The organism is Micromonospora sp. NPDC005257 (assembly GCF_042872445.1).
Taxonomy (GTDB): domain Bacteria; phylum Actinomycetota; class Actinomycetes; order Mycobacteriales; family Micromonosporaceae; genus Micromonospora.
The window spans coordinates 156,629-169,682 of the sequence record NZ_JBIAKL010000001.1 but is presented as its reverse complement, the minus strand read 5'-3'; the positions used below and the strand labels follow the sequence as shown (position 1 = coordinate 169,682).

Here is a 13,054-nt window from a genome sequence, read left to right as displayed (position 1 = left end):
GGAAGTGGACCACCCTCCGGCGGCTCCGCGACCCTGGTGCCGTGACTGTCCCGACCGCACCCAGGACGCTGGTCGCCGGTGCCCTCGCGTTCGCCACGCCGGCCTTTCCCGACGAGCGCGGCGTCTTCCGTACGCCGTTCCGGTCGTCGGCGTTCGCCCCGGCGATCGGACGTCCGCTGTTCCCGGTGGCCCAGGTCAACTTCAGCGTCTCGCGCCGCGGCGCGGTACGCGGCCTGCACTACACCGCGACCCCGCCGGGCACGGCGAAGTACGTCTACTGCGCGCATGGCCGCGCCCTCGACATCGTCGTCGACCTCCGGGTGGGCTCGCCGACGTTCGGACGGTACGACGCCGTGGAACTCGACCAGGAGCGGTGCCCGGCGCTGTACCTCCCGCTCGGGGTCGGTCACCTCTTCATCGCCCTCGAGGACGACACGGTGATGAACTACCTGCTGTCGCTGGAGTACCGGCCGGAGAACGAGCTGGCGCTGGCGCCGTTCGACCCGCAGCTCGCGCTGCCGATCCCGGAGGACATCGACCCGATCCTCTCCGCGCGGGACCGGGCGGCGCCCGGTCTCGCCGAAGCGCTGGACGCCGGCCTGCTTCCGGACTACACCGCCTGCCGCGCGCTGGAGGAGCGGCACCGCGCCGGCTGGTAGTGCCGCGCCGCGGCGGTCACGCCTCCGAAACTGCGCACCCCGCGCTCCGCGCCCCAGGGGGCACGTCCACCGCACTTCAGGAGACCTGAGCCGCCGGTCACCCGTCACATACTGGTGCTCCGGCAGGTCGGACACGACGAACGGACCCGATGGTGAAGGGAATAGTTCTCGCCGGCGGCACCGGTACGCGGCTGTACCCGCTCACGCTGGCGACGTCCAAACAGTTGCTGCCCATCTACGACAAACCGATGCTCTACTACCCGCTCTCGGTGCTCATGCTGGCCGGCATCCGGGACATCCTGATCATCTCGAACCCGGACGTGGTCCCGCACATGCGGCACCTGATCGGAGACGGGTCCCGGTTGGGGCTCAACGTCAGCTACGCGGAGCAGAAGGAGCCACGCGGCATCGCCGAGGCGTTCCTGATCGGCGCCGGCCACATCGGGCACGACCGGTCCGCGCTCATCCTCGGTGACAACCTCTTCCACGGCTCCGGCTTCTACAACGTGCTGCAGCACGAGGCCCGCTCGGTCGACGGCTGCACCCTGTTCAGCTACTCGGTCTCGGACCCCGAGCGCTACGGCGTCGCCGAGACCGACGCGGAGGGCCGGCTGGTCTCGATCTTCGAGAAGCCCCGCCGGCCGCGCTCCAACCAGGCGATCACCGGCCTCTACCTCTACGACAACGACGTGGTGAGCATCGCCGCCGGCCTGAGTCCGTCGGATCGCGGGGAACTGGAGATCACCGACGTCAACCAGGAATACCTGCGGCAGCACCGGGCCGGGCTCGTGCCGCTGAGCCGCGGCTACACCTGGATGGACTGCGGCACGCACGCCAGCCTGCTCGCCGCCAGCCAGTACGTGCAGGTGATCCAGGAGCGACAGGGGGTCCGGGTGGCCTGCCTCGAGGAGATCGCCCTGCGCATGGGCTTCATCGACGCCGAGGCCTGCTACGAGCTGGGCGCTGCGATGCGCCACTCGGACTACGGCCGCTACCTCACCGAGATCGCATACGCACTCGACTAAGGACGACGATGGGAAGACTGCTGAGAGCGGCGACCCGACGCATCGCGCCGGCCCACATCCGGTACGTCCGGCCGGTGCCGCCGGAGACCGCCCCCGAACCGGTCGCGCGGGTCTACCGCCAGGTCGAGACGGACTTCGGGATGCTGGCCCCGCCGGTGGCGCTGCACGCCCCGGCGCCACCGGTGCTGGCCGCCTGCTGGAGCATCCTGCGGGAGACCCTGGTGGTGTCCGGCCGGGCGAGCCGCGCCGACAAGGAGGCGGTCGCCGCGGCCGTCTCGGTGGCAAACCGCTGCCCGTACTGTCTGGACGTGCACGGCGCCGCGCTGACCGGCCTGCTCGGCGGCCAGGACGCCGCCCGCATCGCGGCCGGCGGGACCGGCGAGGTGACCGACCCACGGCTGCGCGCCCTGGTCAGCTGGGCGCGGACCGGTGCGGGGCCGGAGCCCTTCCCACCGGAGCAACGGGCCGAGCTGGTGGGCGTGGCACTGGTCTTCCACTACATCAACCGCATGGTCAACGTGTTCCTGCGGGACTCACCGCTGCCGGCCGTGCCGAGGCCGGCCGAACGCGTCCTGCGGCGCACCGCGGCGTCGGTGCTGGGCCGGCTCGGCCGGGTCGAGGTCGCGGCGGGCGCGTCGCTGGACCTGTTACCCGACGCCGGCCCGCTGGCGGGCACTGCCTGGGCCGCGAGCGTCCCGCACATCGCCGAGGCGCTGAACCGCGCCGGCGCCGCCATCGCCGCCGCCGGCGAACGGAGCGTCCCGGCCGGGGTGCGCGAACTCGTCGAGGCCCGGCTGGCAGACCCCCGCTTCGCGGGGCCCGGGATCAGCGCTCGGGCGTGGCTGGACGAGGCGGTCCAGGAGCTGCCCGCCGCGGATCGACCGGCCGGGCGGGTGGCGCTGCTGACCGCGTACGCGTCCTACCGGGTCACGCCGGAGCTGGTCGCACAGTGCCGGTCGGACGACGCGCAACTGGTCGAGCTGACCGCCTGGGCGGCGTTCGCCGCGGCCCGTGCGACCACCGGCCGGTTCGTGCCGGATGAGGGCAAGCGGGGAGATGTGAGCCCGCCCGTCTGACTGCGACGCTCATCCCGATGGCTGAGGGTGTTCCGCAGCCAGGTCGGGTGGCCCGATCGGTGGCCCGCCGACGTATCCGAGCCGTGCTGTTCCTCCTGTCGTCCCGCTCGGCCCGTGTCACCGGCCAGACCTCGCCGTGGACGGCGGCCTGCCCGGTTCCGTGCCGATGAGCAGGATGCCCGGCTGACCCGTGACGCAGCCGCATCGCACAGAGAAAGGGTGGAGCCACCCATGGGGAAGAATCCACGCCGGGCGCTGGTGCTCGGCGGCAGCTACGCCGGCCTGTTCGCCGCGCGAGTGCTGACCGAGCGGTACGACGAGGTCCTGATCGTCGACCGGGACAAGCTGGTCGGTGAGCGGGGACCGCGCCGCGGCCGCCCGCAGGGCAAGCACATCAACGCCATGCACGTCCGCGGCCTCCAGGTGACCGAGGAACTGTTCCCCGGCTTCATCGAGGAGCTCGTGGCGGACGGCTGCCCGACCGGCGACTACGCCGGCTCGTGCCGGTGGTACTTCAACGGCCGGCCGCTGGTCCGCGAGGACATCGGCTACATCGCGGTTCCGGCCACGGCCCCGCTGATGGAGCGCCACCTGCGCGAGCGCGTCGAGCAGCTGCCCGGCGTGCGGTTCCTGGAGCGCCGCGACATCGTCGAGTTGCAGACGACACCGGACCGTTCCCGCGTCACCGGCGCCCGGCTGCGCGATCTGGACGACGACCGGGACGAGGTGATCGAGGCCGATCTGGTCGTCGACGCCACCGGGCGCGGCTCGCGGACCCCGGCGATGCTGGAGCGGTTCGGCTACGAGCGGGTTCCGGAGGAGCGCATCAAGATCAATCTCGGGTACGTGACCCAGCACTACGAGCTGGACGACGACCCGTGGGACGGCGACCTTGCCATCATCCCGGTGGCGTACCCCGCCTCGCCGCGCGGCGCGATCTTCACCCAGACCGACCACGGCAAGGTGGAACTGACCGCCTACGGTTTGCTCGGCGACCACCCGCCGACCGACCAGGAGGGCTTCTACGACTTCATCCGGTCGTTGGCGATCCCGGACATCGCCGACGCCCTCAAGTCGGCCCGCCCGATCGACGAGCCCGTCCCCTTCCACTATCCCGTCACGCTGCGCCGGCGCTACGAGCGGATGTCCCGGCTGCCGGCCGGCCTGCTGGTCACCGGCGACGCGGTCACCAGCTTCAACCCGGTGTACGCGCAGGGCATGACGGTGGCCGCGGTCGCCGCCCTGACGATCCGTCGGCACCTGAGCGCGCACGGCGAGCCGGACCCGGCCGCGTACTTCCGCGACCTGGCCCGCGACTGCATCGACGCTCCGTGGGAGATGACCACGACGGTCGACCTGAACTTCCCGGACGTGCCGGGCCACCGGTCTCTCAAGATGCGGATGGTGCAGCGCTACCTGCGGCTCGTGCAGGTCGCCGCGACCCGGGATCCGAAGGTCACCACGGCGTACCTGCGGGCTGCGGGCATGGTCGACACCCCGCAGGCGCTGATGCGCCCCGCGACGCTGTGGCGCGTGCTGCGCGGCGCCCTCGCCCGGAGCTCCCCCGTCGACCGGCCGCGTCAGCCGACGCTCGCACAGTCGGGCTGAGCCGCCGTCCCGAACCGGGCCCGTCGTGCATCCCCCCGCACGACGGGCCCAACTCTGTGCCGGTCTCCCCCGGGAGCAGGGAAGCGCAGCCGCCGCCGGGGCAGCGCAGGCAGCGGGTTCACCGCACGATTGGAGGAGCACCCGGCGCCACCGGTCGCCTCCGCGCGTGCTCGCCCGGCAGAGAGCACGATGCGAGTTGATTCGCGCGCCGATCTTGTCACAATCCAAGGGAAATGACCTGAAAGAGGCGTTGATGACGCAAACGATGCGGGACTGGCTCTTCGCCGGTATCCATCTGGCACCCTGCCGCTTCGCGAACGTAGAGGCCTTCCTCGGCGGTGTCGAGCCCCAGCTGCCCCTGGATGACGTCGTGCCGGTCGGGCAGGCGATCGACCTGCTGCGCCGGGCCGGCGCGTCGCTGGACCGCGACACCGGGGAGTGCGCGGACGACGCCACCGCCGCCCGCCGGCTCACCGCCGCCCAGCTCCGCGAGCTGGCGGACGCCCCGCTGGCCCTCGGTGGCAGCAGTACGGAGCACGCCGTGCTCGCCGCGGCGGGACCGCTGCGCGACCGGCTCACCGCGGCCGGCCTGGACGTGGCCGGAATGACCGTCACGGTCGGGTCGGTTCTGCCAGATCCGTACGCCGCGTCGGAGCGCACGGCCATCTCCATCGGCCCGTCGAAGGCTGCCCGGCACCGGCTCGAACCCGGTGTCTACCTGCGACTGTCCGGGCTGCGGCCGTTCCTCAGCATCACCCGGGCCGGACGCAGGCTGGTGCATGCCGCTGCGGACTCCGGGCCGGACGGGTCCGACCGAGGGCTGGAGCAGGGGCTCGCCGACGTCCTCGGGCTCTGCTACGCGGCGGCCGCGGTCGTGCCGCGCACCGCGCTACGGTCGATCCTCGTCCACGACCGGCACCGCCCCGAATCGCCGAGGCTGCGCTTCGCGCACCTCCGGCAGGCCACCCTGCTCTACCACGAATTCGGCGTCGCCGGCCTGGCCGCGCTGGTCTCCGGCGGGCGGCACCGCATCGCCGAGGCCGAGGTGGCGGTCCTGACCGGCCGGCATCGTGAGCTCGACCTGCCACGCGGGCCGGGCGACGAGGTCACCACCTGGCTGCTCGACCACCTCTGCGGCGCGCTGCTGCCGTCCTACGTGGTTCCGCCGCTCGATCTGTTGCTGCTGGACGCCGTCCACGACGGCGCCGGCGTCGCCGAGGTGTGTGCCACCGCCGGAGTGCCGGTGTCGGTCGGCGCCGCGCGGCTCGGAGAGCTGAGCCTCTCGACGGCGCTGTTCAAGCTGACCGGCGGGACGGTGACGGACTCGATCCTGCCCCGCTATCGGGAGGCCGAGCAGCAGTCCGGTCAGCCGGTGCTGCGCTGGCTGGCCGGCTGACGGCGGGGCCAGGCGGGCGCGGGGCGGACCCCACGGGGGTGCGTCGGGCCCGTCAGCGTTCCGGCATCCACAGGTCGGGGGCGGTCCACCCGTCCAGGTCGTACTCGGCGAGGCACTGCTCGGCGAAGGCCTTGTAGCCGTCGACCAGGCCGGTCGCCGTCTGCGCGTGCAACAGCTCGACCCTGGTGTTCTCGTGGTTGCCGGCGTAGTTGCGCTCATAGAGCTCGTGCCGGCCGCCGAACTCGGTGCCGGTCGCGTCCCAGAGCAGCTTCATCACCTTGACCCGCTGCTCGGCGTCGGAGCCGTCCGAGCCGCGCAGGTACCGGTCGAGGTAGGGCCGGATCTCCGGGTTGCGGAAGTCGTCGGCGCTGGAGTTCACGTAGATGAGCCCGCTGGCCACGTCCTGCTGGATGATCTCCTTGACCCGCGGGTAGCCGATCTGCATGAACCAGCGGTACGCCATGCCGTACTGCGGGTTGGGCAGCAGCGCGCCGTTCTTCCACTGCACCGGGTTGCGGGCGGCGGCGTCCGACAACCCCCAGAACAGGTTGCGCCACGCGAGCACCTCGCCGAGCCGGCTCTGCACCCCGCGGAAGTCCTTCGTGCCGGTCAGCTCCAGGGCCTTGGCGAGCAGGCCGGCGAGGAACTCGAGCTTGACCGCGAGCCGGGTGCAGCCGTGGAAGGTGAACCGCTCGGAGAAGCCGGACTGACCGGCGAACATCTGCACCTTGCCGAGGTTCCCGTACACGAACACGTTCTCCCACGGCACCAGCACCTGGTCGAGCACGAGGATGGTGTCGTTCTCGTCGAGCCGTGACGAGAGCGGGTAGTCGAACGGTGTGCCGACCGCGGCGGCGTTCGCCCCGTACGACGGCCGGCAGATCAGCTTCACCCCGGGCGCGCCCATCGGCACGGTGGCGATCAGCGCGAACTCCTTCTTGCGCACCGGCAGGCCGAAGTGGGCGATGAAGTTGTAGTGGCTCAGCGCCGACCCGGTGGCGACCACCTTGGCGCCGCTGACGATCAGACCCTCGCCCGTCTCCCGCTCCACCCGGATGTAGACGTCGGCCACCTGGTCCGGCGGCCGGTTACGGTCCACCGGCGGATGCACGATGGCGTGGTTCCAGAAGAGCACCTTCTCCTGGGACTCCCGGTACCAGCGTTCCGCGTTGTCGCTGTACGGCGCGTAGAAGCCGGCGTTGGCCCCGAGCGTGCCGAGGAACGAGGCCTTGTAGTCGGGGCTGCGTCCCATCCAGCCGTAGCTCATCCGCGCCCAGGCCGCGATGGCACGCTGGTCGGCGATCATGTCCTCGACGGTGTGCGGGGTGCGGAAGAACGGGTGGGTGAAGCCGCCCGATCCGGTGTCCGTGGGCGCGGTCAGCACGTCGCGCTGGGCCGGATCGTGCAGCGCGTCGTAGAGCCGGGCGGTCATGCGTACCGGGTTGCGGAACGCCGGGTGGGTGGTGACGTCCTTGACCCGCTCCCCGTAGAGGAACACCTCGCGGCCGTCGCGCAGGCTCTCGACGTACTCGTCCCCGGTCAGCGGCCCGGTCATCGCCGTGCTCCCCCGCGCCGGGCCATCCGGGCGGGCGTACCCCCGACCAGCCGGCGACCGCCGTCGTCACGCTGTCGTGGAACGAGCCCGGGCACCATGGCCCGGGCTCGTTCGATCAACTCGGTCGGGGCGGACGGGGATGCGGACGGCGCAACCACGTTCGAGATGACGGTCATGCCGACAGCTTCACATCGGGATGGCCGGCACGGCATCTCCGCCGGTGCTCAGCGCCGCGCCGGCGCCGCCCGGCTCAGGGCACGATCTCCATCTGCGCCATCATCCCGATGCTGGAGTGCTCGAGGAAGTGGCAGTGGTAGACGTACCGGCCCAGGTAGTCGGCGAAGGTGGCCTGCAGCCGCACCGAGGTTCCGGCCGGGATCAGCACGGTGTCCTTGAGCCCCGCGTCGTCAGCGGTCATCGGCGCGCCGGTGCGGCCCAGCACCCGGAACTGCGTCAGGTGCAGGTGGAAGTTGTGGTCGATGCCGGCCTCGACGTCGTCGTTGTAGACGGTCCAGATCTCGGTCGCGCCACGCTTGATGCTGAAGTCCACCCGATTCGGGTCGTAAGACCTCCCGTTGACCATCGGGTACGGCGGCTCCTGGCTGAAGTCGAACCCCAGGTGCACCTCACGCTGCTTGGTGGCCACGGGCAGCGTGGGCAGCGGGCGCAGCCGGAGCGGAACCCGGCTGGGATCGGCGGCGGTGGAGCGCACGTCGAAACGCAGCACCGGTCCCTTGACTGCGTCGCTGAGCACCACCGAGGTGCCGACCGGCAGGCCGGTGAAGTCGACGAGCAGGTCCGCCCGCTCGCCCGAGCTGAGCGTCAGCGAGGTCCGGGCCACCGGCGCGGGCAGCAGACCGCCGTCCGAGCCGACCTGCCACATCTTCCCCTTGTCGATGCTGAACGTGTACTTGCCCTCGTTCGTCGCGTTCAGGACACGGAACCGGTACCTGCGGGCGGCGACCGGGAAGAACGGCTTGACCTTCCCGTTGACCACGACGAGGTCACGTTCGTTCGGGAAGCCCCAGATCAGTGAGCCGTCGGTGTCCATCTGGACGTCGGTGAACATGATCGGCACGTCGTACGAGCCGGTCGGCAGCCCCAGGTCCTTCTCTGCCGGGTCGTTGACGAGGTAGAAACCGTGCAGCCCGCGGTAGGTGTGCTCGGCCTCGTCGCCGTGCACGTGGTCGTGGTACCAGAGCGTGGCCCCGCGCTGGTTGTTCGGGTAGTAGTAGGTCCTGGCGGCACCCGGGAGGATCATGTCCATCGGGTGCCCGTCGTCGATCGCCTTCACGTGACCGCCGTGCAGGTGCACGTTGGTGTGCGTGTCGAGCCGGTTCCGGAAGGTCACCTTGGCCGGCCGGCCGGTTCGGCCGTAGATGGTCGGGCCCACCCAGCCACCGCCGTAGGTGAGCGCCGCGGTGCTGAGACCCGGCACCAGTTCGAGCTGGGCGGGCTGCACCATGACCTCGTACTCGTCGCAGTCCGCCGTCTGCCGCTTCGGCACCGCGACCGGCGGCACCGGCATGCGCGTCTGGAACGGCGTGACGCTGAGCGTCGTCGCCTTGCGCGTGGTGGCCCCGGCCGGGCCGTGCGCGTGGTGGTGAGCCGCGCTTGACGCGTCCGGCCCAGCGGTGGTCGCCGCCGCCCCCCGCGACAGCATCACCGCGCCCGCCACCGATCCGCCCGCGACCAGGATCGCCCGTCTTCTCATCGATAGTTCCCCCCACTCGGTTGGTGAGCGGGAGTCTATGGTCGTCGATAGCGGCCTAAAGTCTTCCAGATTGCTATCCTGAGCAGCCGATCGGCGCCACGGTGACCGGTACGCCGTTGAAGACCGCGTTGCCGGAGGGCACGTCCACGACGCCACCGGTCAGTTCGTTCACATTGACCCCGGCGCGACCGGCGGCCACCCGTTGCCCGGTGCGCCGGTGGCCCCAACCGTGCGGCAGGCTGACCACCCCCGGCATGATCGTGTCGGTCGGTTCCAGCTCCACCTCCAGTTCGCCGGTGGCCGAACTGACCCGCGCCCGCTCGCCGAGCCCGAGCCGGGCCACGTCGTCCGGGTGGATCTGCAGGGTGCACCGGTTGGTGCCGCCGGTGAGCGTCGGCACGTTGTGCATCCAGCTGTTGTTCGAGCGCAGGTGCCGGCGCCCGATCAGCACCATGGGCGCGGGCGGGCGGACCATCGCCGCCCGCAACCGCCCGGTGTCCTCGGCGAGCGGCTCGGGGGCGAGCTCGACCCGCCCGGACGGCGTCTTGAGGATCTCGGACAGCCGGGGTTCCAACGGGCCCAGGTCGATCCCGTTCGGATGGTCGAGCAGCTTCCTGCGGGTCAGGCCGTACGGGCCCATCCGCAGCATGGCGTCGAGCAGCAGATCCGGGCCGTCGTCGCCGTCCAGTTCGGCGCGGGTGGTCACCGGGATCGCCGACAGGAGCTGGCCCAGCATCTGCTCGGGCAGCCCGGACGGGTCGGCCTGCGCGCCCATTCCCATCGCGATCAGCGTGAGCCGCTCCAGGATCTCGGCCTCGCTGCGCTGCCCGGCGTCGAGTGGCACCACCGCCGGCGAGTAGCGGGCGTAGTTGCGCACCTGGATGGTGGAGATGAGGAAGTCGTAGTGCGGCATCTGCAGGGTGCGCGGCGGCGGCAGGATGACGTGGGCATGCCGGGTGGTCTCGTTCAGGTACGGATCGACCGCCACCATGAAGTCGAGGCTCTCCAGCGCCCGGTCGAGCCGGCCGCCGTCCGGAGTGGACAGCACCGGATTGCCGGCGACGGTGACCAGAGCCCGCACCTGACCGGGGCCGGGCTGCTCGATCTCGTCGACCATGGTGGCGGCCGGGAACTCCCCGAGGGTCTCGGGGAAGCCCCGTACCCGGCTGCGCCACCGTCCCGCGGTGAACGGCTCGGGGCTCTTGTGCACCTCCGCGGTGGCCGGCTTGGCGTACATCACCCCGCCGGCCCGGTCGAAGTTGCCGGTCAGCACGTTGAGCACGTCCACCAACCACTGCGCGAGGGTGCCGAACTCGGCCGTGCAGGTGCCGATGCGGGCGTAGACGGCGGCGGTGGGGGCGGCGGCCAGCTCCCGCGCGAGCCGCCGGACCGTCTCCGCGTCGACGCCGCAGAACGGGGCCACCAGTTCGGGCGTGAACGGCGCCGCCAGCTCGCGCAGCCGGCCGAGGCCGGCCACCGGCACCCGGATCGTGACCAGCTCCTCGTCCAGCAGCGTGTGCACCATGGCGAACAGCAGCGCCGGGTCACTGCCGGGCCGGACGAACACATGCTCGTCGGCCAGTTCGGCGGTCCGGGTGCGCCGCGGGTCGACCACCACGATGCGCCCGCCGCGCTCACGCAGCCGCCGCATCCGCCCCGGGAAGTCCGGCGCGGCGCACAGCGAGCCGTTTGACACCGCCGGGTTGGCTCCGATGATCAGCAGGTGGTCGGTGCGGTCGAGGTCGGGCACCGCCACCGCCCACGGGTCGCCGGTCATCAGCCCGGACGCCACATGCTTGGGCATCTGGTCGACGGTGCTCGCCGAGAACACGTTGGGGGTGCCGAGCGCCATGGCCAGCGGACCTCGGTAGAGGATGCCGGCCATGGTGTGGAAGGTCGGGTTGCCGTAGTAGAGCGCCAGGGCCTCCCGCCCGTGCTCGGCGATGACTCCCTCCAGCCCGCGGGCGACGATCGCGAACGCCTCGTCCCAGTCCGCCCGGCGCCACGCCTCACCCTCGCGGACCATCGGGCCGGTGAGCCGGTCCGGGTCCTCGTCGAGGCGGCCCAGGGTCGCGCCCTTCGGGCACAGGTAGCCCTTGGAGAACGGGTCGTCCGGGTCGCCGGTCACCGACGTGACACGATCGCCGTCGAGGGTGAGGCGCAGGCCGCAGACGGCCTCGCAGAGCGGGCAGGTGCGATACGCGGTCCGCGTGCCGGTCATGAGGTTCTCCCGTCAGTGCAGTTGGACGCCGGCGTCGTCAAGAGCGTTGAGCAGTGTGCCGCGCTCCAGCTCGGCGGCGACGAGTTCGAGCTCGTCGGCCATGTAGCGGTCCTCGTCGAGGGTCGGCACGAGCGACCGGATGGTGTCGTAGGTGACCCGGGCGGTCGGGCTGAGCCGGTCCCGGCGGCCGGACACGTCCACGGCCTGCGCGGCGGCGAGGAACTCCAGGGCCAGGATGATGTGGTTGTTCCGCAGCACCCGGCGTGCGTTGCGGGTGGCGATCAGGCCCATGCTGACCACGTCCTGGTTGTCGCCGTTGGACGGGACGCTCTGGGTGCTGGCGGGGCTGATCGTGCGGTTCTCCGCGACCAGCGCGGTGGCCGGGTACTGCGCGCCGGCGAAGCCGCTGTTGAGACCCGGCTCGCCCTTGACCAGGAACTCCGGCAGACCGTAGCTGAGGTGCCGGTTGAGCAGCCGGTTGCTGCGCCGCTCGGAAAGGACGCCGAGCTGGGTGAGCGCGATGGTCAGGAAGTCCATCACGAAGGCCACCGGCTGGCCGTGGAAGTTCGCCCCGTGGAAGATCTCCTTGCCGGTGAAGAACAGCGGGTTGTCGTTGGCCGAGTTCAGCTCGATCTCGAGCTTGAGCCGGGTGTGCGACAGGGTGTCCCGCACCGCGCCGATGACCTGCGGGATGGCCCGCAGCGAGTACGCCTTCTGGAGGTAGACGTCGGAGCGGTAGACGTTGCCGCCGTTGCCGTTGCCGTTCTCCTTGCTGGCGGCCACCTGCTTGCGCAGCTCGGCGTGCTCGACGGTGAGCTGGCTGCCGGCCATCAGCGCGCGCATGTTGGCGGCGCTCGCGATCTGCCCGGCGTGCGGCCGGGCGATGTCGTGGCCCTCCGGCTGGAACGGGCTCATCGAACCCTGCAACGTCTCGATGACCAGCGCGGCGGCGATCTCGGCGTGCCGGGCCTGGGCCAGCGCGTACTCGGCCAGCAGGGCGCCGACACCGGTCATCGCCGAGGTGCCGTTGATCAGGGCGAGGCCCTCCTTGAAGCGCAGCCGCAGCGGCTCGATGCCGAGTGAGCGCAGCACCGGCCCGGTCGGCGTCTTGACGCCGTCGCGCAGCAGGTAGCCCTCGCCGATCAGCGTGCTGGCGATGTGTGCCAGCGGGGCCAGGTCACCGCTCGCCCCCAGCGAGCCGATCTCCGGCACGGCAGGGGTGAGGCCCTCGTTGAGGTAGAGCGCGAGGCGCTCGAGCACCTCGGGACGGACCGCGGAGTGCCCCTTCGCCAGCGCGTTCAGCCGGGCGGCGACAATGGCGCGCGCCTCCGCCTCGGCGAACAGCGGGCCGACGCCGGCGCTGTGGCTACGGACCAGGTTGGTCTGGAGCTCGGTCTCCTTCTCGGTGTCCACCAGCATGTAGATCATCTCGCCGTAACCGGTGGTCACCCCGTACACCGGGATGTTCTGCCGGACGGTCTCCTCGAACTGTTCGCGGCTCTGCGCCGCGCGCCGCAGGACCTCGGGGCCGAGCCCCACCGGCGCGTGGTCCTCGGCGACCCGGCGGACGTCCGGTACGCCGAGCGTCTCGCCGTCGAACTCGACGCGAACATCGCTTCCGACCATGGTCATGTGCGCTCCCGAAGGGTGTGACGGCCTTTGCGCATCGATTCTCATCACCGGGCGGTGGGCCGCGGCACCTTCCTGGTTGCCCACCGCCCTCGCGGCACGGGCGGTGTCGCACGGCGGAAGACGCCGGCCCGCCGGAGCCGGAGCGCGACGGCGACCACGGGCCGGAGC

Annotated in this window: 9 protein-coding genes; 5 read left to right on the top strand and 4 right to left on the bottom strand. The window is 71.5% G+C overall.

Annotation, left to right across the window (positions count from 1 at the left end):
• Window positions 1-41: 41 nt before the first annotated feature.
• From ACFYO8_RS00710 to ACFYO8_RS00690, 5 genes are all read left to right on the top strand, one after another.
• Window positions 42-659 carry a dTDP-4-dehydrorhamnose 3,5-epimerase family protein gene (locus ACFYO8_RS00710; RefSeq protein ID WP_387188703.1) on the top strand — a complete coding sequence of 206 codons (618 nt, stop codon included), beginning with the start codon at window positions 42-44 and terminating at the stop codon, window positions 657-659.
• A gap of 152 nt (window positions 660-811) precedes the next feature.
• Window positions 812-1,684 carry a glucose-1-phosphate thymidylyltransferase RfbA gene (rfbA, locus tag ACFYO8_RS00705; protein WP_355047246.1) on the top strand — a complete coding sequence of 291 codons (873 nt, stop codon included), beginning with the start codon at window positions 812-814 and terminating at the stop codon, window positions 1,682-1,684.
• Window positions 1,685-1,692: 8 nt separating this feature from the next.
• Complete coding sequence (locus ACFYO8_RS00700; protein ID WP_387256602.1) at window positions 1,693-2,760, top strand: carboxymuconolactone decarboxylase family protein; 1,068 nt, start codon at window positions 1,693-1,695, stop codon at window positions 2,758-2,760.
• A 231-nt stretch (window positions 2,761-2,991) separates the two neighbouring features.
• Entirely contained in the window at window positions 2,992-4,368 is a 1,377-nt protein-coding gene (locus ACFYO8_RS00695) for an FAD-binding monooxygenase (protein ID WP_354864341.1), read from the top strand.
• Between the two features lie 253 nt (window positions 4,369-4,621).
• Window positions 4,622-5,764 (top strand): hypothetical protein, encoded by a 1,143-nt coding sequence (locus tag ACFYO8_RS00690; RefSeq protein ID WP_355093972.1) that lies wholly within the window; start codon window positions 4,622-4,624, stop codon window positions 5,762-5,764.
• A gap of 52 nt (window positions 5,765-5,816) precedes the next feature.
• Here ACFYO8_RS00690 and ACFYO8_RS00685 read toward each other — a convergent pair whose 3' ends face one another.
• From ACFYO8_RS00685 to cmdF, 4 genes are all read right to left on the bottom strand, one after another.
• The gene (locus ACFYO8_RS00685; RefSeq protein WP_354864344.1) at window positions 5,817-7,319 is read right to left on the bottom strand and encodes a 4-hydroxyphenylacetate 3-hydroxylase N-terminal domain-containing protein; all 1,503 of its coding nucleotides are present in this window, start codon (window positions 7,317-7,319) and stop codon (window positions 5,817-5,819) included.
• A 250-nt stretch (window positions 7,320-7,569) separates the two neighbouring features.
• The gene (locus ACFYO8_RS00680; RefSeq protein WP_355047237.1) at window positions 7,570-9,033 is read right to left on the bottom strand and encodes a multicopper oxidase family protein; all 1,464 of its coding nucleotides are present in this window, start codon (window positions 9,031-9,033) and stop codon (window positions 7,570-7,572) included.
• A gap of 73 nt (window positions 9,034-9,106) precedes the next feature.
• Window positions 9,107-11,254: a molybdopterin oxidoreductase family protein gene (locus tag ACFYO8_RS00675; protein ID WP_354864348.1), complete on the bottom strand. Its 2,148-nt coding sequence runs from the start codon at window positions 11,252-11,254 to the stop codon at window positions 9,107-9,109.
• A 12-nt stretch (window positions 11,255-11,266) separates the two neighbouring features.
• The gene (gene cmdF, locus ACFYO8_RS00670; protein ID WP_355047238.1) at window positions 11,267-12,886 is read right to left on the bottom strand and encodes a tyrosine 2,3-aminomutase; all 1,620 of its coding nucleotides are present in this window, start codon (window positions 12,884-12,886) and stop codon (window positions 11,267-11,269) included.
• Between the last annotated feature and the right edge of the window lie 168 nt (window positions 12,887-13,054).